General features: G+C 70.0%; 24 protein-coding genes. 10 read left to right on the top strand and 14 right to left on the bottom strand.

Going from position 1 to position 20,257, the window contains the following annotated elements; all coding sequences use genetic code 11:
• Positions 1-2 precede the first annotated feature (2 nt).
• Genes DMB42_RS34715 through DMB42_RS34735 form a run of 5 tightly spaced genes read right to left on the bottom strand, consistent with a single transcriptional unit; the run spans position 3 to position 3,784 of the window.
• Positions 3-650: an amidohydrolase family protein gene (locus tag DMB42_RS34715; RefSeq protein WP_125641595.1), complete on the bottom strand. Its 648-nt coding sequence runs from the start codon at positions 648-650 to the stop codon at positions 3-5.
• Positions 651-1,166 (bottom strand): 3-hydroxyanthranilate 3,4-dioxygenase, encoded by a 516-nt coding sequence (locus tag DMB42_RS34720; RefSeq protein WP_125641598.1) that lies wholly within the window; start codon positions 1,164-1,166, stop codon positions 651-653.
• Positions 1,163-1,588 (bottom strand): RidA family protein, encoded by a 426-nt coding sequence (locus DMB42_RS34725; protein WP_185845009.1) that lies wholly within the window; start codon positions 1,586-1,588, stop codon positions 1,163-1,165. The genes DMB42_RS34720 and DMB42_RS34725 overlap by 4 nt, the downstream gene beginning before the upstream one ends.
• Entirely contained in the window at positions 1,585-2,382 is a 798-nt protein-coding gene (locus DMB42_RS34730; RefSeq protein WP_125641601.1) for a 2-keto-4-pentenoate hydratase, read from the bottom strand. Before DMB42_RS34730 ends, DMB42_RS34725 begins: the two co-directional genes overlap by 4 nt.
• Positions 2,375-3,784 (bottom strand): aldehyde dehydrogenase family protein, encoded by a 1,410-nt coding sequence (locus DMB42_RS34735; RefSeq protein WP_125641604.1) that lies wholly within the window; start codon positions 3,782-3,784, stop codon positions 2,375-2,377. The genes DMB42_RS34730 and DMB42_RS34735 overlap by 8 nt, the downstream gene beginning before the upstream one ends.
• Before the next feature lie 198 nt (positions 3,785-3,982).
• Between DMB42_RS34735 and DMB42_RS34740 the strand changes: the two genes are divergently transcribed.
• The 3 genes from DMB42_RS34740 to DMB42_RS34750 all read left to right on the top strand — a co-directional run bounded on the left by DMB42_RS34740 (position 3,983) and on the right by DMB42_RS34750 (position 5,811).
• Positions 3,983-4,525 (top strand): VanZ family protein, encoded by a 543-nt coding sequence (locus DMB42_RS34740; RefSeq protein WP_125641607.1) that lies wholly within the window; start codon positions 3,983-3,985, stop codon positions 4,523-4,525.
• A gap of 153 nt (positions 4,526-4,678) precedes the next feature.
• A complete protein-coding gene (locus DMB42_RS34745; RefSeq protein ID WP_125641610.1) occupies positions 4,679-5,431 on the top strand; it encodes a GntR family transcriptional regulator in 753 nt (250 codons plus the stop codon).
• Between the two features lie 137 nt (positions 5,432-5,568).
• Positions 5,569-5,811 (top strand): hypothetical protein, encoded by a 243-nt coding sequence (locus tag DMB42_RS34750; RefSeq protein WP_125641613.1) that lies wholly within the window; start codon positions 5,569-5,571, stop codon positions 5,809-5,811.
• A gap of 163 nt (positions 5,812-5,974) precedes the next feature.
• Here DMB42_RS34750 and DMB42_RS34755 read toward each other — a convergent pair whose 3' ends face one another.
• Positions 5,975-7,099, bottom strand: a complete 1,125-nt coding sequence (locus DMB42_RS34755) for an ATP synthase F0 subunit B (protein WP_125641616.1) — start codon at positions 7,097-7,099, stop codon at positions 5,975-5,977.
• Positions 7,100-7,246: 147 nt separating this feature from the next.
• Between DMB42_RS34755 and DMB42_RS34760 the strand changes: the two genes are divergently transcribed.
• Entirely contained in the window at positions 7,247-7,768 is a 522-nt protein-coding gene (locus DMB42_RS34760; RefSeq protein WP_125641619.1) for a gamma carbonic anhydrase family protein, read from the top strand.
• On the opposite strand, the gene DMB42_RS34765 is transcribed toward DMB42_RS34760, so the two are convergent.
• On the bottom strand, positions 7,740-8,642 hold the full coding sequence (locus DMB42_RS34765) for a hypothetical protein (RefSeq protein WP_125641622.1): 903 nt from the start codon (positions 8,640-8,642) through the stop codon (positions 7,740-7,742). The genes DMB42_RS34760 and DMB42_RS34765 overlap by 29 nt on opposite strands.
• Positions 8,643-8,695: 53 nt before the next feature.
• On the opposite strand from DMB42_RS34765, the gene DMB42_RS34770 reads away from it, so the two are divergent.
• Together DMB42_RS34770 and DMB42_RS53570 are read left to right on the top strand one after the other, a co-directional pair.
• Positions 8,696-10,018 carry a hypothetical protein gene (locus DMB42_RS34770; RefSeq protein WP_125641625.1) on the top strand — a complete coding sequence of 441 codons (1,323 nt, stop codon included), beginning with the start codon at positions 8,696-8,698 and terminating at the stop codon, positions 10,016-10,018.
• 214 nt (positions 10,019-10,232) lie between these two features.
• Positions 10,233-10,394: a hypothetical protein gene (locus tag DMB42_RS53570; RefSeq protein WP_171075218.1), complete on the top strand. Its 162-nt coding sequence runs from the start codon at positions 10,233-10,235 to the stop codon at positions 10,392-10,394.
• Between the two features lie 128 nt (positions 10,395-10,522).
• Here DMB42_RS53570 and DMB42_RS34775 read toward each other — a convergent pair whose 3' ends face one another.
• From DMB42_RS34775 to DMB42_RS34805, 7 genes are all read right to left on the bottom strand, one after another.
• Positions 10,523-10,804 carry a metal-sensitive transcriptional regulator gene (locus DMB42_RS34775; protein ID WP_080044376.1) on the bottom strand — a complete coding sequence of 94 codons (282 nt, stop codon included), beginning with the start codon at positions 10,802-10,804 and terminating at the stop codon, positions 10,523-10,525.
• A gap of 29 nt (positions 10,805-10,833) precedes the next feature.
• Positions 10,834-11,901: a glycosyltransferase gene (locus DMB42_RS34780; protein WP_125641627.1), complete on the bottom strand. Its 1,068-nt coding sequence runs from the start codon at positions 11,899-11,901 to the stop codon at positions 10,834-10,836.
• On the bottom strand, positions 11,898-12,692 hold the full coding sequence (locus DMB42_RS34785; protein ID WP_125642008.1) for a hypothetical protein: 795 nt from the start codon (positions 12,690-12,692) through the stop codon (positions 11,898-11,900). The genes DMB42_RS34780 and DMB42_RS34785 overlap by 4 nt, the downstream gene beginning before the upstream one ends.
• A gap of 147 nt (positions 12,693-12,839) precedes the next feature.
• On the bottom strand, positions 12,840-14,939 hold the full coding sequence (locus DMB42_RS34790; RefSeq protein ID WP_125641630.1) for a (Fe-S)-binding protein: 2,100 nt from the start codon (positions 14,937-14,939) through the stop codon (positions 12,840-12,842).
• 126 nt (positions 14,940-15,065) lie between these two features.
• Entirely contained in the window at positions 15,066-15,650 is a 585-nt protein-coding gene (locus tag DMB42_RS34795) for a TetR family transcriptional regulator (RefSeq protein ID WP_125641633.1), read from the bottom strand.
• A 16-nt stretch (positions 15,651-15,666) separates the two neighbouring features.
• Complete coding sequence (locus DMB42_RS34800; RefSeq protein WP_125641636.1) at positions 15,667-16,431, bottom strand: class I SAM-dependent methyltransferase; 765 nt, start codon at positions 16,429-16,431, stop codon at positions 15,667-15,669.
• A gap of 11 nt (positions 16,432-16,442) precedes the next feature.
• The gene (locus tag DMB42_RS34805) at positions 16,443-17,252 is read right to left on the bottom strand and encodes a sugar phosphate isomerase/epimerase (protein ID WP_125641639.1); all 810 of its coding nucleotides are present in this window, start codon (positions 17,250-17,252) and stop codon (positions 16,443-16,445) included.
• Between the two features lie 112 nt (positions 17,253-17,364).
• Here DMB42_RS34805 and DMB42_RS34810 point away from each other — a divergent pair, with 112 nt between their 5' ends.
• From DMB42_RS34810 to radA, 4 genes are read left to right on the top strand one after another with little or no spacing between them, the layout of a single operon-like run.
• Entirely contained in the window at positions 17,365-18,063 is a 699-nt protein-coding gene (locus tag DMB42_RS34810) for a class I SAM-dependent methyltransferase (protein ID WP_125641642.1), read from the top strand.
• A gap of 41 nt (positions 18,064-18,104) precedes the next feature.
• A complete protein-coding gene (locus DMB42_RS34815) occupies positions 18,105-18,473 on the top strand; it encodes a MerR family transcriptional regulator (protein WP_125641645.1) in 369 nt (122 codons plus the stop codon).
• A gap of 2 nt (positions 18,474-18,475) precedes the next feature.
• A complete protein-coding gene (trxA, locus tag DMB42_RS34820; protein ID WP_221762492.1) occupies positions 18,476-18,784 on the top strand; it encodes a thioredoxin in 309 nt (102 codons plus the stop codon).
• Between the two features lie 37 nt (positions 18,785-18,821).
• Positions 18,822-20,228 carry a DNA repair protein RadA gene (gene radA, locus DMB42_RS34825; protein WP_125641651.1) on the top strand — a complete coding sequence of 469 codons (1,407 nt, stop codon included), beginning with the start codon at positions 18,822-18,824 and terminating at the stop codon, positions 20,226-20,228.
• The last annotated feature ends 29 nt before the right edge of the window (positions 20,229-20,257 follow it).

Genomic DNA, 20,257 nt, shown 5'->3' on the forward strand with positions numbered 1-20,257 from the left:
CTTCAGCCCAGGAACACCTCTGCGTTGGCGCCGAGCAGCTTCGCGCGCGCCGGGGCGGACAGGAATCCGGCGTTCCTGATCAGCTCGCCCGCCGGTGACTCGCCGAGCGGGTAGGGGAAGTCGGAACCGAGCATGACGTGGTCCTCCCCGAGGGTGTCGACGAGCAGCCGCAGCGCCCGCTCGTCGAAGACGGCGGAGTCGACGCCGAACCTGCCGAGGTAGTGCGAAGGCGGCCGCTCACAGCCCCCGACCAGGTCGTGCCTGCGATGCCAGGCGTTCTCGACCCGGCCGAGCCAGAAGGCGAACGAGCCGCCGCCGTGCGCGCCGACGTGGTTGCCGATCTCCACGCCCCGGTGCCCGCCGGCCAGGCAGCGGTCGAGCTCGGCGCACCGCACGCCCTCCGCGGGCGTCCTGTCGTAGCCGAAGAAGACGGGCGTGGGCGAGACCACCTGCCGGTCCACGCCGTCCTCGTCCATCCGCGCCAGCCGGACGCGCGGGTCCCAGCAGTCGTCCTGGATCCGGCGGAACTCGCGGTCCCGTACGAGGATCGTCGCCTCCCGCTCGGAGTCGACCCGCAACCGCGGCGCCCCGGGCCAGCCCAGGTCGGGCCAGCCCTTGGGCACGTGGTGCGTGTGGACGTCGATGACCATCTAGCCCTTGCCAGGGTGCAACGCGCCGCACCGGTCACACGTACGGGCCCGCTCGTCGGCGTAGAACGCCTCGAAGACCGGCGGGAGGTCCTTGACGATGTCGCGTACCTGGAGCTCGACCTCGTGGACCTTGGCGCCGCACTCCGCGCAGTACCACTGGAACTTCTCCAGCTCACCCTCGGGACGGATCCGCTCCACCACCAGCCCCACGGACCCGGCCTCGGGCCGCTGCGGCGAGTGCGGCATGCGCGCCGGCAGCAACCACATCTGCCCCTCGCGGACGTGCACGGTCTCGGGCCCGTCCGCGGTCACCACGTTGACGTGCATGTTGCCGCGCACCTGGTAGAACAGCTCCTCGTACGGGTCCACGTGGTAGTCGGTCCTGGAGTTGGGCCCGCCGACCACCATCACGATGAAGTCACCGGCCCCCTCGAAGACGACCTTGTTGCCGACCGGCGGCTTGAGCAGATGGGCGTGCTCGTCGATCCACTTGGTGAAGTCAATCGGGGGGATCATGGTCGCTCCTGTGGATGGTGGGCGACGGCCTGCATCTCGATGAGCAGGTGCGGATGCGGGAGCTGGTGCACCGCGACCGTGGTCCTGGTCGGACCCTCCTCGTCGAAGAATTCGGCGTACACCTCGTTGTAGCCCTTGAAGTCGTTCATGTTTACCAGGTACGTGGTGATCTGTACGAGGTCGGCGAGCGAGCCTCCGGCGGCCTTGAGCAGGTCGCCGATGTTCTCGATGACCGCCCGCGTCTGGGCGCGGATGTCCAGGTCGGTGACGCCGTACCGGTCGGCCTGCGCGCCCGCGAAGGTGCCGTCCGGCCTGCGGGAGCTGGTGCCGGACACGTACAGGAAGTCGCCCGCGCGCTTGACGTGCGGGAAACGTCCCCGGGGCACGGCCTTGCCGGGGACGCGGATGGCCTCGCGGCTCACGTGCCGAACACCGCCCGTACCGAGCCGAGGCCCTCGATGCGCGCCTCGAACACGTCCCCCGCCTCGACGGGCACCACCGGGCCGAGCGCGCCGGTCAGCACGACGTCGCCGGCCCGCAGCGGACGGTCGCCGGCGGCCAGGGCGCCGGCCAGCCAGAGGGCGGCATTGAGCGGGTTGCCCATGCACGCGGCCCCGGACCCGGAGGAGACCTGCTCCCCGTTGCGGGTCATCGTCATGGCCGCCGCGCCCAGGTCGAGCCCGGACAGCGGCATCGGCGTGCCGCCCAGCACGTACGCGCCGCTGGAAGCGTTGTCGGCGATCGTGTCGGCGATCGTGATGTCCCAGTCGGCGATCCGCGAGTCGGCGATCTCGATGGCGGGAAACACGAACTCCACCGCCCTGATCACGTCCACCAGCGTGAACGGCCCTTCGGTCAGGTCCGCGCCGAACACCAGCGCGACCTCGGCCTCGGCGCGCGGCTGGAGGAACCGCCCGGCCCGTACGGGCAGCCCGTCGAGCTCGGCCATGTCGGCGAAGAGCATGCCGTAGTCGGGCTGGTCGATGCCGAACTTCTGCTGCAGCAGCGGGTTGGTGGCGCCGATCTTCCTGCCGACCAGCCGCCGGCCCTCCGCCAGCGCCCGCCGGGTGTTGATCTCCTGCACCGCGTAGGCGTCGGCGGCCGACGCGACGAGGTCCCTGACCGGCGCGCACGGCTTTCCGGTACGCGCCGCCTCGACGAGCCGCTCGGCGGCCTGACCCCGCGTGTCCACGGCCAGCGACCATTCGTCATGCATCGGGTTGCTCCAGTTTGATGGTGATCGTGGTGGGCTCGGAGTAGAAGTCGAGCGACTGCGTGCCACCCTCCCTGCCGATGCCCGACAGCTTCACGCCGCCGAACGGGGTACGCAGGTCGCGCAGGTACCAGGTGTTGACCCAGACGAGCCCCGCCTCAAGGCGCTGGGCCACGCGGTGGGCGCGGTCGAGGTTGGTGGTCCAGAGGGTGGCGGCCAGGCCGTACTCGCTGCCGTTGGCCAGGTCGATCGCCTCGGCCTCGCTGTCGAAAGGAGCCACGTGGCACACGGGACCGAAGATCTCCTCTCGATTGAAACGCGACCACTCTGACAAGCCTGTCACTACCGTCGGTTCCACGAAATATCCGGAATCGCGATGATCGCCGAACGCCGGGACAGTTCCTCCTGTGAGCACCTTGGCTCCCTCCGAGCGGGCCAGGGCGTAGTAGGAGAGCACCTTCTCGCGATGCTCGGCCGAGATCATCGGCTGCGGCTCGACCTCCTGCGCGCGGGCCGCGAGCCGACCGCAGAAGTCCTCGAAGATCGACCGCTCGACATAGAGCCGTTCGGTGCACAGGCACACCTGGCCGCCGTTGGTGAAGACCGACTTCACGGTCCCCTCGACGGCCCGGCCGAGGTCGCAGTCCTCGAAGATCAGGCCCGCGTTCTTGCCGCCCAGCTCGAACGAGATCGGCTTGACCCGGTCGGCGGCCGTCTTCATGATCTGCGTCCCGGTCCTGGTCGAGCCGGTGAACGTCACCCCGTCCACACCCGGGTGCTCGACGAGGAGCTGGCCCGCGGGACCGTGGCCGAAGATGATGTTGACCACGCCCGGCGGCAGGCCGGCGTCGGCGCAGATCTCGGCGAAGACCGCGGCCGAGCCGGGGGTGTGCTCCGACGGCTTGACCACCACGGTATTGCCGGCGACGAGGGCGGGGGCCAGCTTCCACGTCATGAGCAGGAACGGCAGGTTCCACGGCACGATCACGGCGACCACGCCGAGCGGCCTGCGCACGGTGTAGCTGAGCATGCCGGCCAGATGGAAGGCGTCGTCGGGGCGCTGGGAGGCGATCTCGGCGAAGGCGCGGAAGTTCGCGATGCCGCGTGGGACGTCGAGCGTACGGGTCTGGCCGAGCGGTTTGCCGGTGTCGGCGATCTCGGCCGTGACCAGGTCGTCGAAGCGGGCCTCGATGCCCTCGGCGAGGCGGCGCAGCCATCCGGCGCGCTCGGCGACCGGCATCCCCGCCCAGTCGCGCGCCGCCTCCCTGGCCGCGCGCACCGCCCGGTCGACCACCTCCGGATCGGCCTCGTGGACCTGCCTGATCACCCCGCCCGTCACCGGGTCGTGGACCGGGAACGCATTGCCCGCCGCCACGGGCAGCCCGCCGATGAAATGGGTCAGCACAGCAGCCTCCTCTCGCCTCACCTCCCGGTATAGATCGTCGGGCGACGGTCAGACAACAGTTCGGCGGGGCCGGAACCACGCGGGCCCGCCGTGCCGTGGTGGCATCGGTGACACTGAGCCACCCCTCAGCCGGACCCGCGCGGACCTGTCCATACAGACATCTTCCGGTACCCCTCGATCACCCGAGATGATGACCGAATGGCGCGCACGTGGGAATTATGGGGAAATATCATTATTGCTGGTACTTTTGCACTCCCGGTGGCCTTGCTGGCAATCATGTGGCTCTCCCGCCACCGTGTCCGCACCGGGCATCCCGCGCCGCTGCGCACCTCGCTCGCCGACATCGGCATCGCCGTCGGAACGGCTCCCTGGATCTGGATGATCCTCACGCCGTCAACCGGTCGGAGCGGAGTCAGCCTCGTGCCGTTCACGGACCTCGCCGATCTCGCCGGGGCGTCGTGGGAGACGGTGACGGTGCAGGTCGGGGGCAATCTGCTGGTGTTCGCCGCGCTGGGCGCGCTGCTGCCCGTACGCACTGCCGCGATGGCCTCGTACGGCCGTGTTGCGGCCATCGCGGCGGCCTTTTCGGTCACGGTCGAGTTCCTCCAGTACGCCCTGAGACTGGGCCGGTTCTCCTCCGTGGACGACGTCATCATGAACACCGCAGGTGCGCTGCTGGCCGCGTTGGTTACTCGCCGCTGGTGGGCCTCCCGAATAGCGGCTGGGACCGTTCCACGATAACGGCCTGCAAAAACGTCCCCGAATTCATCACACGGGCACGATCCGCTCAAAAGAAGCTCGGAACCAACCCCTGTATCTGTGCGATCGTGGACAAGACGGGGCAAGTTCTCTGGAGACGCCACAACCTGGTTGGTGACAGAGGGTGATCGAAACGTGTCTGAATCCCCGGTACCCCACGAGCCCCCTATTTACCGCCGCATCGCCGACGGCCTCCGCGCCCGGATCCTCTCCGGCGAGCTGCGCGACGGGGACCGACTACCGGGCGAGAACGCGCTCATGGCCGACTACGCAATCGCACGCGCCACCGCCAGGCAGGCGCTTGCCGTACTGATCAACGAAGGGCTGGCGGTGCCCAAACGAGGTTCGGGGGTCTACGTGCGCCTGTTCAAACCGATACGCAGGCACGGCTCGCGCCGCCTGTCACGAGAGCAGTGGGGGCAGGGGCGTGCCATCTGGGACGCCGACACCCGGGGCCGCCCGTTCACCGTCGACCTGGTGGAGGTGGTGCTGGAGCGTGCCCCGGAGGAGGTGGCGGGCGTACTGGAGAGCGGCGAGGTGTGGGTACGCCGGCGCCGCTACTCGGTCGACGGCAGGCCCGTGCAGCTCGCCACCTCCTCCTTCCCCGCCCGGCTGGTCGAGGGCAGCGCCATCACCCTGCCCGACACCGGACCGGGCGGCGTCTACGCCAGACTCGGCGACCTGGGCCTGCCCCCGGCCCACTTCACCGAGGAGGTACGGGCCCGCATGCCGGCCCCCCGCGAGACCGGGCTGCTCGACCTGCCCGGAGGAACCCCCGTCATCGTCATCGCCCGTACCGCGTACACGGCGGGCGGCCTGCCCGTCGAGCTCAACGAGATGGTGCTGGACTCGGCGGCATACGTACTCCAGTACGACTTCGACGCCTAGTTCATCCCTATCTGTCAAGCGATAGGTTGCTGTCCATCACGATCATTGAATTCTCTAGAGAAGTCCCTCATCTTCTAAGGAGACGGAACCGTTCAGGAGATGGAACCTTCGCCTGGGCCCGGGAAAGGTGGACAGAGATGCCCGTCGATCGGCATCTTGTCGAGATCGCCCGGGAGTACCCCCAGTGGACCATCTGGCGGAGCGACGCGGGCCGGTGGTGGGCCACCCGCCACCACCCGCTCAGCGCGGCGCAGCGCGACGCCGGATGTGCGATGACCATCGACGCGGACGACCCGGACGGTCTGCGCGACCAGCTCCGGGACCAGGAGGGACGGATCGGCCGGCAAGTCCGGTGGCGGGCCGGCCCCACCCCTCCATGACGCGGGCTGTGGAGCGTTCCCCAGCCTGTGCACGCGAGCAGCCCGGTGCCGGGTCCAGCGTCTCGGCGGCCCCGGTACCGGGCCCCCAACCGGGGCCATGAACGCGGAAGTCTCCGACCCTATCGGGGGCGGGGGCTTCCGCTCCCGCCCCCCTTCACCCTCTTCAGGTGTGGTACTCACCCAGCCGCAGGATGTGCACGTCGGTGTCGTCGGAGACGTGCCCTCTCGGCTTCTCCTCGACCTCCTCGACCTCCTCGACCTCCTCGACCTCCTCGACGATCACCCGCACGTCCTCCTGCGGCGACGGCTGCGGGGACGGCTGCGAAGCGGGCTGCGGGGACGGCTGCGAAGCGGGCTGCGCAGCGGGCTGCGGGGAAGGCTGCGGCGCGGCCTCGATGGCGGCCTCCGGCGCGGGCGGCGGCACGGGCACGGCCTGCTTGGCGGCGACCTGCGCGGGCGGGAGCGCCGCCTCCGGCACGAGCGCCCCGGCCGTCGACTCGGTGCGCATGAGGTCGCCGAGCACCGAGCCGATCTCGGTGAGCCGCCGCACGACCTCGGTGTGGGTGTTGGTCAGGTACTCCACGCGCCGCCCCGCGTGCTCGTCCAGGGTGGCCGTGCGCTGCCGCGCCGCCGCCAGCATCGACTCGGCCTCGCCGTGCGCCTCCGACAGCAGCTTCTCGGCCTGCGCGTTGGCGGTCGACATCACGCGCTCGGCCTCGTTCTGGGCCGCGCCGAGCAGCCGCTCGGCCTCGGTGTGCGCCTCACGCAGCAGGTCCTCGGCCTCGGTACGGGCCGACCCGAGCTGCTCCTCCGCGTCCGCGCCCGCCTGGGCCAGCATCCGCTCGGCCGCCTGCGTGGCCTCGGCCACCCGCCGCTCGGCCTCCGCCTGCGCCGAGGTCAGGATCTTGTCGGAAGTCTCACGCGAGGACGTCACCAGCCGCTCGGCCTCCGACCGCGCGCTCTCCCGCACGGCGGTCGACTCGGCCTCCGCGTCCGCGCGCTTGGCCGCGGCCTCCTCCTCGCCCAGCTTCAGGATCTGCGCGAGCCTCGGGCTGAGGTCCTCGTAGCTCTGGGGCGCCTCGACCATCCGCCGCCTGGCCTCCGCCAGCTCGACCCGGCCCTGTTCCGCCTGGTCGATCGCCCGCGCCAGCCGCTCTTCCAGATCCCGGACCTGGTTCCGGGTACGGATCATGTAGTCGTGCACCTGACGGCGGTTGTAGCCGCGCATCACGACTTCGAAGGTGTCCTCTTGCATCAGATCGGGAATGCTCTCGTGCTGGTTTGTCATGGGGGTTACCTAAGGGTTTGCGTGAGGCGGGGGAAAACTGCGAGTTGTGAGGGTCTGACGACGAGACGTCAGGAAACGACTTTCCTGCCATCTGCCCACGTCCGCAACCGGAACGCCATACCTGAGGCGGGAATTACGATTGGACGAATGTACATAGCAGCGTTGGATAACGGGGCAGTGCCGGACATCCACCCAGAGGCGTACATCGCGCCTGGTGCCGTCGTGGTCGGGAGTGTGCGGGTGGGCCGGGCGTCCAGCATCTGGTACGGCTCCGTTCTCCGAGGGGACGACGAGCGGATCGAGATCGGCGAGGAGTGCAACGTACAGGATCTCTGCTGCCTGCACGCCGACGCGGGCCAGCCTGCGGTCCTTGAGGACCGGGTCAGCCTGGGCCACAAGGCCATGGTCCACGGCGCCCACGTCGAGATCGGCGCGCTGGTCGGCATCGGCGCGATCGTGCTCGGCGGCGCCCGCGTGGGCGCGGGCACGCTGGTCGCGGCGGGGGCGCTGGTGGGGCCGGGCAAGAAGATCCCGTCCGGGGTGCTGGTCGCCGGCGTGCCCGGCAGGATCGTGCGCGAGCTCACCGACGACGACCGGGCTTCCTTCGCCCGCACGCCGGACAACTACATGGCCAAGGCGATCAGGCACCGGCAGGCGTCAGCAGTTTGATCAGGACCTGGTCCGACACCGAGGCGGTGTTGAGCGGGTCGGCGTACTCGGGCAGCTCGGGGCGGAGGAAGCGGACGAAGTCGACGGTCAGCTTGAGGTCGGGCGTGCCCTTGATCTGCTTGGCGTTGGCCTTGGCGGCGTCCTTCTTGAGGGTGCCGTAGCTGTCCCAGTCGGTGTAGGCGGTGACACCCCATTGCAGCACCTCGGGGAGGTTCGAGGGCCAGCGTCTGGCGACCTTCCAGGCGCCGCCGTCCTCCTTGTAGAGCGCGACGGCGACCCGGCCCAGCCTGGCCAGCACGAGGTCCACCCAGCCGCTCTTGACCGCCACCTCCAGCGGCTTCGAGCTGCCGTCCAGGGTGAACTTGGCCTCGACCTGCCCGGCCGCGTCGGCGGTGCCGGTGGTGACGGACATCCAGTTGGGTTTGTCGTACGTGCCGGGCTGGCGGGCCATCAGGCCGCCGAGCGAGAACTTGCGTGCGGGTTTGCCGCCCTTCGTGCCCGTGACCTTGACCCGGGCGTGCATGACGATGTCCCCGGCCAGTTCCTGGTAGACGAACGGGCCGCGGAAGCCGTCGAACCAGGTGGACGTCTTGGGCTCCAGGTAGAGGGAGCCCTTGGCGGTCTTGTTCACGTCGAGCTTGGCGATCCTGTCGACGTCCTTCTCGGTGTCGCTGAGTTTGCTCCACACGGCCAGCTCCGCGGCGTCGGCGAACTCGCCGGAGGCCGATCCGACCTCGCCACCGGGCGTGGGCGCCTGCGCGTTCTGGACGGTGAGCACTCCGGGACCGCTGGGGGTGGGCGGTGCACCGGCCGCGATCCCGCAGCCGCTCACCACGCTCGCCACAACCAACGCCCCCGCCACCTTTGCCCTCATAGCGGACATTCTGCCGTGAAATGCCGGTGGGTAGAGTCCGGAGGCCCAGTACGATGACGGCCGTGCGCCCCTGGGATGCGTTCACCTCGGCAGAGGCGGAGGTCCGCGCGATGGTCGCGGACCCGCGCTGGCAGGGCCTGTCCGTGCCCGACCGCGCGCACGTCCTGGCCGCCAGGGTCCTGGTCACCCAGGACGGCGACCGCTGGCTCTACGGCGCGTACGCACGCTGGCACCTCTACGACCCCGGCGACGGCCGCTGGCATCCCGCGCCGCCGCCCAGGGGCGAACGGGCGCGCAGGGTGCAGCACGCCGCCGCGGTGCTGCCCGACCCGGTGGTGCCCACCGGGCCCGACTTCGCCGCCGAGCCCGGCTCGACCCAGGCGTTCATCGGTCCCGACGTGCCCGCGGGGGTGACCGAGCAGATCGGCGAGATGGTCCGCGGCGCCGGGCGCAAGCCGGAGCTCGACTACCCGCTGACCGCCTTCGGGGAGATCTTCGCCGCCGACGTGCCGAGCACGGTCGCCGCCGTCTGGGGGACGATCATGTGGTGCGCGTACGCGCCGGCCTTCGACGGCAACGAGCGACTGATCACGCTCTTCGGCGAGTACCTGCGCCGCTCGCTGCCCGGCGACGAGTGGGTGCGCTGGTTGCCCGCGCCGCCGCTGCTCGACCTGGTCACGCTGGTGGCCGAACGCCTGCGCGCGGGCCGGTCGCGGGCCGCGCTCCGGCTGGCCGCGCTGATCGCCGACACGGCCCAGGTGCTGCTGGCCGACATCCGGTTCAGGCCGCGCGCGCTGGCGCTGCTCACGATGGTGGAGCCCATGCTGCGCCGGCCCGGCCGGGACGACGCCACCGCCCTGCGCGGCGACGACGCCGTACGCCGGGTCTGGCTGGAACGTTGCCCGCCGCGGCTGGCCCTGGCCCTGCTGCCGGAGACCGACCCCGACGCGTACTTCGCGCACTCGGTCTACGACCTGGTCGAGGCGCTGGGCTTCGTGGACGACGCGCCCACCGCCGCCGCCGCCTACCTGGCCGACCTGTCGGACTCCAGGAGGCTGCTGCCCGAGCGGCTGAACCACCGGCTCAGGCGGGCGTACGGGGAGTTGGAGCGTGCCGGGCTCACGGGCACCTCGGCGGCCGAGCGCACCGAGCCGGAGGGCTTCGCCGTACAGCCGGGCGGGGTGCCGGTGCCGCCCGTGGTGACGCCGCCGGACCGGGAGAGCAAGGCGGCCGTGCTGGGCGCCGCGTACGCGACGTGCCTCGCGTGGGGCCGGCTGACCGGGGCCAAGGTGCCGCAGCACGGGCTCGCCGGCCAGAGCGCGCTGGTACGCGAGCTGATCCACGAACGCGACGATCATCACATCGGTCACACGTAACGCACTAATATCGTTATTTCACCTTTACTCCTCCTATATCCCGCTATCACTTCAGTTACCGGGCCATTCGCTGAATTGTGATCTCGGGCTGGGGAAATGATCCCTGTGGGGCCCCCGTGACGCCGAAAGGAATGACTCCGATGGGCCATGTCGCGGGAAGGGCCCTCGCCGTAACCTCGTAGAGGGTGTGGGCTGCGGAAGAGAGGACGACGCGGTGGGGCACAACGACCTGGACTCTCGGGTCCACGACCGTGTCGCGTTGGACGAGATTGCGCTCTACGCCGAGGTGCTCACGGCCGTGGCTGTCAGCGAGCGGCGGCTGACCTTGGACGAACTCGACGACGCGCTCGGATTGCGGACTTCGGCGAGTCGCTGAAGACCATCGAAATTTACCTGTCCCGGGCTCCTGAGGGGTCCGGGACAGTGGTACCCGGGGATTCCAGGTAACTAGTCAATCGTGGGTGACCCTCTCCTACGTACGGAGGAGGCCGCTCCATGACGGCCCTAAGACCGGACGAGGCGCGCGATGGCGGCGGACGCCTCCTTCACCTTCGCCTCGGCCTCCGGCCCACCCGTGTTGATCGCGTCGGCCACACAGTGAGAGATGTGCTCCTCCAGCAGCCCGAGCGCGACGGCCTGGAGCGCCCGCGTCGCCGCCGAGACCTGGGTGAGGACGTCGATGCAGTAGGCATCGTCGTCGACCATGCGCTGCAGGCCTCTGATCTGGCCCTCGATCCGCCGGAGGCGCGTCAGATATGCCTGCTTGTCTCCGCTGTACCCATGCATGCTTCTACGGTACCCGTAACCCGTATGGGCTAGCGGAGATCTGACAAGAGCTTCTCCCACTGCTCGGCCACTTCCTCGGCCGAATGGCGTACGGCGGTGTCGAGGGCGCCGGCCGCGAGCGAGCGCCGCCGGCGCTCGTCGTCGATGAGCGCGAGCAGCGCCCCGGCGAAAAGTTGTGCCTCGCCCTCGCTCTCGGGCAGCAGCACGCCGTTGTAGCCGGTCGCCACGAACTCCCTGGGGCCCCTGGCGCCCTCGAAGGCCACCACGGGCACCCCGCAGCCCATGGCCTCCAGCACCGTCATGCCCAGGTCCTCGCTGCGTGAGGGGTTGGCCACGATCGACGCCTTGGCGAACTCCCCCGCCAGGTCGGGCGTGACGCCCATGAAGTAGACGTGGTTGTGCAGGTTGAGCTCGCTCACCAGTGACCGCAGCCGCCGTTCCTCGGGGCCGCCGCCGTAGAGCCGCAGCCGCCAGTCGGGACGTTTGTCGGCCACGATCGCGAACGCCCTGATCAGCCGGTCGTACGCCTTGACCGACACCCACCTGCCCCCGGCCGCCACGATCCGGTTGTCCATCCGCGAACGCGGCCACGGACCGAACGGCAACGCGTCCGGCACGGAATGGACGGCGGGCCCGTCGCCGAGCAGCCTGGTCCACTCCTCCTGGGCCGACTCCGTGGCCGTCACGACGGCGTCGAGGCGCGGGTAGAGCCGGCGTACCGGGCCGGGTACGGCGGGCCGCCCCCACTCTCTGGCGATCTTGAGGGTTTCACGTGGAGCATGCCGCGCCACCTGGACGCCGATCGCCGGTCTCGTCGTGATCAGCACGTCGGACCGCAGGCCGCGCAGCAGCCGCCAGAGCGCCACCTCGGTGCGCACCTGACCGCGCGGGAGCAGGTGGCGCACCCCCGGCCGGGCGTCGACCACGCTGCGCATGGCCACCTTGGGCCCGATGGAGAAGAACGGCTTCTCCTTCTGCCGCCTGACGCTGATGACCTCGACCTCGTGCCGTTCGGACAGGGCGGTGGCGAGGTTGAGCATGGCCCGCACGTCGCCGCGCATCCCGTACGCCGAGGCGAGGACCAGGCTGACCTTCATCCGCCCACCTCGATGCGCAGTTCGTCGTCGGCGGTGTAACACGGCCGGACGGGCACGCCGTCGATCTCCGCCGACGGGTAGTGCAGCCGTCTGCGTTTGCCGTCGACGTCGTCGAGCCAGGCGCCCAGGCGCAGCGGCGTAGACACGCCCTCGACCTCCAGGGCGGGTTCCCAGGTGCCGGCGGTGTCGGGGTCGGCCGCGACCACGTTCACCAGCGACACGGCCGCGTGGAAGCGCACCCCCTGGACGGTCGCCGTGGCCGACACCCGCTCTCTGGTCGGCCTGCGGGCGAGGGTGAGCGTGGCCTCGCGGCGCGCGTCGTCGTCCTCAAGCCCGGTGTAGGCCAGCAGCCCCGTCACCTCGAACCGGCCCTCCCTGAACCAGATCGCCCGCACCTCGGCCGCCGGCGCGGCGTCGGCTATCTTCAGGGCCAGAAACCCGTTACGCGTCCGGTACGACCGGTAGGCCAGCGTGCGCCGGCACAGCGCGTACGCGTCGAGGTGGTCGAGTGAGAAGCCGGGATCGACGCTACGCAGCCTGCTGCGCAGGCCCTCGTGCCGCAGGTAGGCGTCCCAGCGGCCGGCGGTCAGCTCCAGCGGCGCCAGCGAGACGGCCAGCGTGGCCTCCCGCGTCCGGCTGCCCGTCCGGCCGAGGCGCACGTCGCGCTCGACCCCCGTGGCGCGATGGCGCAGGACGAGCTCGGTGCCGTCACGCAGGGGTTCGTCGATGGCCAGTCGCAGGGAGAGCACGTCGGCCAGGGTGACTTCGGCGTCCGTGACCACGACGCGCATCACCAGCCCCCTCCCCGTCGAATAAGGCCATGCGACGTTGAGGTTACCGTGATTTTCCCGTTATGTGGATGGCAGATTTCCTGCATCTGTACCGCTGACGTGCGGAACTCCTCTACAGAGCCTGTAGAGGAGTCCGACTTTTCGTGGTCAGGAAGCGCCCTTGACAGATTTGATCAAGAGCTGGGCGACGTCCACGACTTCCAGGGATTCCTTGGCCTCGCCGCTGTTCTTCTTCTCGTTGATCGCGTCACCGAGCATCACCATGCAGAACGGGCACGCGGTCGAGACGGTGTCGGGGTTGGTGGTCAGCGCCTCGTCCACGCGCTCGGTGTTGATGCGCTTGCCGATGCGCTCCTCCATCCACATGCGCGCGCCACCGGCGCCGCAGCAGAAGCCGCGGTCCTTGTGACGGTGCATCTCCTGGGTCTGTACGCCGGGCACCTTCGACATGATGTCGCGGGGCTGGGAGTAGACCTTGTTGTGGCGGCCGAGGAAGCACGGGTCGTGGTAGGTGATCTTCTCCTCGATCGGCGTGACCGGGGTGAGCAGGCCCTCGTCCACCAGCTTCGACAGCAGCTGCGTGTGGTGCACGACCTCGTACATGCCGCCGAGCTGCGGGTATTCGTTGGCCAGCGTGTTGAAGCAGTGGGGGCAGGTCGCGACGATCTTCTTGACGCCGGCCTCGTTGAGCGTCTCGATGTTCTGCTGGGCGAGCATGTTGAACAGGTACTCCATGCCCAGGCGGCGGGCCGGGTCGCCGGTGCACGCCTCCATCGGGCCGAGCACCGCGAACTTGACGCCCGCGATGTGCAGCAGCTCGGCGACCGCCTTGGTGGTCTTCTTGGCGCGGTCCTCAAGGGCGCCCGCGCAGCCCACCCAGAACAGGTACTCGGCGTCCTCGGGCATCTTCTCGTCGACGACCTCGACCTCGAAGTCGAGCTCCCCGATCCAGTCGGCCCGCTTCATCTCGGACATGCCCCACGGGTTGCCCTTGTTCTCCAGATTCTTCACCATCACGCCCGCCTCGGACGGGAACGACGACTCCACCATGACCTGGTAGCGGCGCATGTCGAGGATGTGGTCGATGTGCTCGATGTCCACCGGGCACTGCTCGACGCAGGCGCCGCAGTTGGTGCACGACCACAACACGTCGGGGTGGATGACGCCGTCCTCGCCCACGAGCGGCTTCTCCAGCAGCGCGAGCACGTCGGTGTCGGCGTGCTCGGTGCTCGCGGCCATCAGGTACGGGGCCACCTTGAAGGCGTGGTCGCGCTGGTCGAGGATGAGCATCTTCGGCGAGAGCGGCTTGTCGGTGTTCCAGGCCGGACACTGCGACTGGCAACGGCCGCACTCGGTGCAGGAGTAGAAGTCGAGGAAGCCCTTCCAGGTCGTGTCGCCGATCTTGCCCCGGCCGAGGCGCTCGGGGTCGAGGTCCTCGTCCTCGAAGTCGACGAGCTTGCCGTCCACGCGCAGCTCGGACGCGGCGCCGAGGCCGTCGGGACGCCGGGAGAAGAGCACGTTGAGCGGCGCGGTGAAGATGTGCAGGTGCTTGGAGTTCACCACGATGACCAGGAACACCAGCATGAAGCCGATGTGCAGGAGCAGCGCGATCTCCTCCAGCAGCGAGCCGGCCGGGAGCACGTCGCCGAGCGCCAGGGAGACGAACGCCCCCGAGGAGTAGGGGAAGTTGCCGTTGGCGGCCGAGGCGCCGCGGGCCAGGAACAACGTCCAGATGATGTTGAAGATCATGAACAGGACGAGCCACGCGCCGCCGAGGTGCGAGCCGGAGAAACGCGACTTGCGACCCAGCGTCTTGGGCGAGTTCTTGACCCGGATGATCGCGAAGGCGACCAGGCCGAGCAGACACGCGACCGCGATGAAGTCCTGGAGGAAGCCGAGCACCCCCCAGGTGCCGATGAGCGGGATGTGGAAGTCGGGCTCACCGGTGATCGCGCCCTGGATGATCGCGCCGTACGCCTCGATGTAGACGGTCAGCAGGATGAAGAACGCCCACATGACGAAGAAGTGCGCCGTGCCGGACGGGGTCCACTTCAGCAGCTTCTTCTGCCCGAAGACCTCGACGAGCTGCGCCTTGAGCTCGTCGCCGGCGTGCTCCTTGGCGTACTCGATGCGTTCGGGGGCCGGTGGTCCCGAGGTCGCCAGCCTGTACAGGAACAGCACCCTGCGGCCGGCGACGGCCACCGCCAGGACGGTCATGACCAGCCCGATGATCGCTACCCAGAGCACGGGGTCCTCCCACAGACGACGATGGCTGCCAGCATACGGACACGTGTTTCCAGGAATCTTACCGGCCAGTAACTTCCTGGGATGACACCCATACCCTATGGTCAGTGCCCTATACCGAACAATGCTCTACGCCGTGAAGTACCTCTGGATGGTCGGAGCCAGCAGTTGGACCAGCTCCTCCGGGTCCGCACTGGCCAGAGGCTCCAATTTGATCACGTAGCGGCCCATGACGACGCCGTACATCTGGCCGAAGGCCGCCTCGATGCGCAGGTGGGGCACGCCGAGGCGGTCGGCCACCTGGAAGAGCAGCGCGTTCGTGATGAACTCGCGGAACATCGCGGCGGCCTGCTCGTTCGTCAGCGCCGAGCGCATCAGGGCGATCATCGGCTCGCGGGTCTCCGGGCGCGCCGTCACGCCGAGGATCATCCGCACCAGCCGCTCGCCGATCTCCTCGCGCGGGCCCTCCAGCAGCAGCGGAACGATCTCGTCGGGCGTGATCGGGAGCTGCATGGCCGCCGCGAACATGCCCTCCTTGGTCTCGAAGTAGTGGTGCACCAGGGCCGGATCGACCTTGGCCTCCCGCGCGATCCCCCGCACGGTGGCCTTGTCGAAGCCCTTCTCCGCGAACACCCGGCGCGCCGCCGTCAGGATCTCTCCGCGCGTGTCGGCCGACCCCGGCCGGCGGCCGGGCCTGCGTCGTACGTCGTTCATCGCCGTGCCCCGCCCGTCACCGGCCCACCGCCAGGTACACCCGCATGGGCACCGACAGCACACCCTCGGGGAACGCCTCGCGCAGCTCCCGGCGCTGCCGGCCGACCAGCTCGTCGGCCGCCTCCGGCGACAGCGCCGCCATGTACGAGTGGGACCGCAGGTCGAGCAGGAAGTCCTCGATGCCGACCAGCCGCGTCCACGGGATCCAGCGTTCCTCGATCACCTCGAAGGCCGCGGCGATGGGCGGCACCGACCACTCCTCGACCGCCGGCCCCCAGTAGGTGGGCACCGCCTCGGCCAGCCGCGACTCGTACGCGGCCAGCCACTCGGCCTGGGCCGCGTGATGCAGGTTCCAGCAGCCCGCGATCGCGCCGCCGGGCCGCAACACCCGCCTGGCCTCGGCGATCGAGACCACGGGATCGAGCCAGTGCCACGACTGGGCGTACGTCACCAGGTCGGCCACCCCGTCGGCCAGCGGCAGCGCGTTGCCGTCGGCGAGCACCGCGGCGACGGCCGGCCGCCCCCCGCCCGCGCCGGCGGTGCGCGAGACCAGCCGGGCCAGCATCTCGGCCCCCGGGTCGACCGCGATCACCTGGGACCCGCGGGCCCGCAGCGCGTGCGTGAGAATGCCCGTGCCCGCGCCCACGTCGACCGTGGTGGCGCCGTCGAGCTCGACCCCGGACACCTCGGTGAGCGCCCGGTACAGCTCGTCGGGGTAGGTGGGACGGCCCGCGTCGTAGGCGTCCACCACGCTGTCGAAGACCCTGGCCAGGTTTCTCATCGGCCCCACGTTCATCGGGACGCCGCCAGGTGCAGCCGGGCGAAGGCCAGCCCCTCGGCCAGGTCGTCGATGCGCTCGGTGCGGCTGGCCGCCTTGCGGGTGTTGATCTCCAGCACCACGAGGCCGCCGTAGCCCGAGGTCGCGAGGCGTTCGAGCATCTGGGCGCACGGCTGGTTGCCCCTGCCGGGGACCAGGTGCTCGTCCTTGTTGGTCACGCCCATGCCGTCGGCCAGGTGGAGGTGGGCCAGCCGGTCGCCGAGCTTGGTGGCCATCTCCATGGCGTCGGAGCCGGACACGGCGGTGTGCGACAGGTCGAGGGTGACCTGGGGGAAGTCGTAGTCGATGGGGTTCCAGTCCGGCGAGTACGGCACCACGTCGTTGCCCCGCGCGCGCAGCGGGAACATGTTCTCGACCGCGAACGTGACGTTCGTCTCGTCGCGCATGCGGGCCAGGCCGTTCTCGAAGTCGCGGGCGTAGTCGCGCTGCCAGCGGAACGGCGGGTGCACCACGACGGTCGAGGCGCCGAGGCGCTCGGCGGCCTTCTGCGCCCTGACCAGCTTGGCCCAGGGGTCTCTCCCCCACACTCGCTGCGTCACGAGCAGACAGGGCGCGTGGATCGCCAGGACGGGCACCTGATAATGCTCGGACAGCCGCTCGATCACGTCGATGTCCTGGCTCACCGGATCGGCGCCGACCATGATCTCGACACCGTCGTAGCCCAGGCGCGCGGCCAGTTCGAACGCGTCAGGCGTGCGTTCTGGATATACCGAGGCGGTGGACAATGCGATCTTCGCATTGGGCACGCGGATGACATCAGCCACATTGCCAGCCTAAGCCGGAGAGCCGCCTCTGGCGCGAGAGCCCCACCAGATACCCCGCCCGGAGCCTGGACGCCACGGTCGCCGGACGCGCCCGGCCACTACGGTTGTCCCCATGCCACGGATAGCCAGGGGCGCGATCCCGAGCCCGAACATCTGGAACGCTCCCCAGGTCTACGAGCTGGAGAACCGCGCCGTAGACCCCCAGGGCGCCGCCGACGCGGCGATGCGCGAGCTGCGTCCGTGGGCCGGCGCGACCGTCCTCGACATCGGCTGCGGCACCGGCTTCCATCTGCCCGTCCTGGCGGCGGAGGCGGCCCACGTGATCGGCGTCGAGCCCCACGGCGACCTGGCCGGGCTGGCCCGCCGCCGCTGCGCGGACCTGGCCCACGTGACGGTGCACGCCGCCACCGCCCAGGACCTCCCGCTCCCCGACGCGAGCGTGGACGTCGCGATGGCGCGCTGGGCCTACTTCTTCGGGCCCGGCTGCGAGCCCGGCCTGCGCGAGTTGTCCCGCGTCGTACGCCGCGGCGGCGCCGCCTTCGTGGTCGACCTCGACGCCACCCGGGGCTCGTTCGGCCGCTGGTTCTCGCGTACGGTGCCGTCGTACTCGGCCCGCGAGGTGGAGACGTTCTGGGACCGGCAGGGCTGGCTGCGGCGGCCGCTCGACCTCACGATGACCTTCGAGCGGCGGACCGACCTGGAGGCCGTGCTGCGCATCGAATTCGCCCCCGACGTGGCCGAGCAGGCCATCGCCGAGACCTCCGGCCTGGAGATCTTCTATCCCAACGTGCTGCGCTGGCGCTACTTCTGAGGCTTGACATTGACGTCGGTGTCAACGTTTACCGTGGTGACATGCGCATTGGGGAGCTGGCGGAACGCACCGGGGTGAGCACCCGTTCACTCCGCTACTACGAGCAGCACGGCCTGCTCTCGGCCAGGCGTGGGCCCAACGGCTACCGCGAGTACGCCGAGGAGGACATCAAGCTGGTGTCCGAGATCAGGTCGCTGCTCTCGGTCGGTTTCACGCTGGAGGACACCAGGCCGTTCGTCGACTGCCTGCGCTCGGGCCACAGCTCGGGCGGCTCCTGCTCGGAGTCCGTCGAGGTCTACCAGCGCAAGATCATGCAGATCGACGAGGAGATCCGCGTGCTGCTCTCCCGCCGCGCCGAGGTCGCCGCCCAGCTCGCCCAGTCTTGCCCGGGTTGTTTCGTGAGGGGATGAAAATGATCACATTGACCACCGACAACTTCGAGGAGCAGGTGCTCAGGAGCGACAAGCCGGTGCTGGTCGACTTCTGGGCCGAGTGGTGCCCGCCGTGCCGCATGGTGGCCCCCGTACTGGATGAGATCGAGGCCGAGCACGGCCTGGCCATCGGCAAGCTCAACACCGACGAGAACCCCGAGATCATGTCCCGCTACGGCGTGATGGGCCTGCCCACGCTGCTGCTGTTCGAGAACGGCGAGCCCGTCAGGCAGATCGTCGGCGCCCGGCCCAAGCGCCTGCTGGTGCAGGAACTGGGCCTCACGCGGTAGTCCGCGATTGTCGGTACGTGCCGCTAGCCTGCTCGACATGGCCAAGACAGCGCAGAAGCCCGGTTACCGCTGTGCCGAGTGCGGCTGGCGCACCAGCAAGTGGGTCGGCAGATGCGGTGAGTGCCAGGCGTGGGGCACCGTCGACGAGGAGGGCGCCCGCGCCGGGGTCAGCGTCGTCCAGGGCGGCGCGACCACCGGGCCCGCGCTGCCCATCGGCCAGGTCAAGGCCGAGATCGCGGCCGCCCGCACCACGGGGGTGAGCGAGCTCGACCGGGTGCTCGGCGGCGGCCTGGTGCCCGGCGCGGTGGTGCTGCTGGCCGGCGAGCCCGGCATCGGCAAGTCCACGCTCCTGCTGGAGGCGGCGGCCCGCATCGCCGAGCGCACCACCGTCCTCTACGTGACGGGCGAGGAGTCGGCGGCCCAGGTGCGCCTGCGCGCCGACCGCATCGGCGCCATCCAGGACAATCTCTACCTCGCCGCCGAGACCGAGCTGTCGGCGCTGATCACCCACGTCGACAAGGTCGAGCCCGGGCTGCTCGTCGTCGACTCGGTGCAGACGGTCGGCTCGGCCCAGGCCACGGGCGTGCCGGGCGGCGTGACCCAGGTGCGCGAGGTGGCCGCCAACCTGGTGCGCATGGCCAAGGAGCGCAACCTCGCCACGGTGCTCGTGGGCCACGTCACCAAGGACGGCTCGATCGCCGGCCCCCGCACCCTCGAACACCTGGTCGACGTCGTGCTCAACTTCGAGGGCGACCGCCATTCCAGGCTCCGCATGGTCCGCGCGATCAAGAACAGGTTCGGCCCCACCGACGAGGTCGGCTGCTTCGACCTGCACGAACGCGGCATCGAGGGCATCACCGACCCGAGCGGGCTGTTCGTCTCGCGGCGCAGCGAGCCGGTCGCCGGCACCTGCGTCACCGTCACCGTCGAGGGCACCCGCCCGCTGCCCGCCGAGGTGCAGGCACTGGTGGCCCGCACCGAGGCCCAGCAGCCGAGGCGCACCTCCTCCGGGCTCGACACCTACCGCGTCCAGATGATCCTCGCCGTGCTGGAGCGCCGGCTCAACGCCCGGCTCGGCGGTTGCGACGTGTTCACCGCCACCGTGGGCGGCATCAAGCTGGCCGACCCGGCCGTCGATCTCGCGGTCATGCTCGCCGTCGCGAGCGCCGCGGGCGACAAGCCGCTGCCGCCCGGCCTGGTGGCGCTCGGCGAGGTGGGCCTGGCCGGTGAGCTGCGTCCGGTCAAGGACGTACGCAGGCGGCTGACGGAGGCGTCCAGGCTGGGTTTCAAGCGGGCGCTCGTCCCCGCCGGATCCCTCGAAACGGGCACCGGTAAGCGCAACGGACAGCGGGCTCTGGTGCCCGTCGGCCCGGTCGCGTTCGCACCCGGCTTCGAGGTCGTCCAGGCGGAGAACGTCTGGGACGCACTCACGCACGTCACATAGCACGGCTAAGCTGGGCGTGACCAATCGAC

Source organism: Nonomuraea sp. WAC 01424, from assembly GCF_003947315.1.
Lineage (GTDB): Bacteria > Actinomycetota > Actinomycetes > Streptosporangiales > Streptosporangiaceae > Nonomuraea > Nonomuraea spiralis.

What these genes read in the sequence shown, in the direction of transcription:
- DMB42_RS34715 (WP_125641595.1), bottom strand. Translation starts at nt 650, where the DNA reads ATGGTCATCGACGTCCACACGCACCACGTGCCCAAGGGCTGGCCCGAC.
- DMB42_RS34720 (WP_125641598.1), bottom strand. Translation starts at nt 1,166, where the DNA reads ATGATCCCCCCGATTGACTTCACCAAGTGGATCGACGAGCACGCCCAT.
- DMB42_RS34730 (WP_125641601.1), bottom strand. Translation starts at nt 2,382, where the DNA reads ATGCATGACGAATGGTCGCTGGCCGTGGACACGCGGGGTCAGGCCGCC.
- DMB42_RS34740 (WP_125641607.1), top strand. Translation starts at nt 3,983, where the DNA reads ATGGCGCGCACGTGGGAATTATGGGGAAATATCATTATTGCTGGTACT.
- DMB42_RS34750 (WP_125641613.1), top strand. Translation starts at nt 5,569, where the DNA reads ATGCCCGTCGATCGGCATCTTGTCGAGATCGCCCGGGAGTACCCCCAG.
- DMB42_RS34755 (WP_125641616.1), bottom strand. Translation starts at nt 7,099, where the DNA reads ATGACAAACCAGCACGAGAGCATTCCCGATCTGATGCAAGAGGACACC.
- DMB42_RS34760 (WP_125641619.1), top strand. Translation starts at nt 7,247, where the DNA reads ATGTACATAGCAGCGTTGGATAACGGGGCAGTGCCGGACATCCACCCA.
- DMB42_RS34765 (WP_125641622.1), bottom strand. Translation starts at nt 8,642, where the DNA reads ATGAGGGCAAAGGTGGCGGGGGCGTTGGTTGTGGCGAGCGTGGTGAGC.
- DMB42_RS34770 (WP_125641625.1), top strand. Translation starts at nt 8,696, where the DNA reads ATGACGGCCGTGCGCCCCTGGGATGCGTTCACCTCGGCAGAGGCGGAG.
- DMB42_RS34775 (WP_080044376.1), bottom strand. Translation starts at nt 10,804, where the DNA reads ATGCATGGGTACAGCGGAGACAAGCAGGCATATCTGACGCGCCTCCGG.
- DMB42_RS34780 (WP_125641627.1), bottom strand. Translation starts at nt 11,901, where the DNA reads ATGAAGGTCAGCCTGGTCCTCGCCTCGGCGTACGGGATGCGCGGCGAC.
- DMB42_RS34785 (WP_125642008.1), bottom strand. Translation starts at nt 12,692, where the DNA reads ATGCGCGTCGTGGTCACGGACGCCGAAGTCACCCTGGCCGACGTGCTC.
- DMB42_RS34795 (WP_125641633.1), bottom strand. Translation starts at nt 15,650, where the DNA reads ATGAACGACGTACGACGCAGGCCCGGCCGCCGGCCGGGGTCGGCCGAC.
- DMB42_RS34800 (WP_125641636.1), bottom strand. Translation starts at nt 16,431, where the DNA reads ATGAGAAACCTGGCCAGGGTCTTCGACAGCGTGGTGGACGCCTACGAC.
- DMB42_RS34810 (WP_125641642.1), top strand. Translation starts at nt 17,365, where the DNA reads ATGCCACGGATAGCCAGGGGCGCGATCCCGAGCCCGAACATCTGGAAC.
- DMB42_RS34815 (WP_125641645.1), top strand. Translation starts at nt 18,105, where the DNA reads ATGCGCATTGGGGAGCTGGCGGAACGCACCGGGGTGAGCACCCGTTCA.
- trxA (WP_221762492.1), top strand. Translation starts at nt 18,476, where the DNA reads ATGATCACATTGACCACCGACAACTTCGAGGAGCAGGTGCTCAGGAGC.
- radA (WP_125641651.1), top strand. Translation starts at nt 18,822, where the DNA reads ATGGCCAAGACAGCGCAGAAGCCCGGTTACCGCTGTGCCGAGTGCGGC.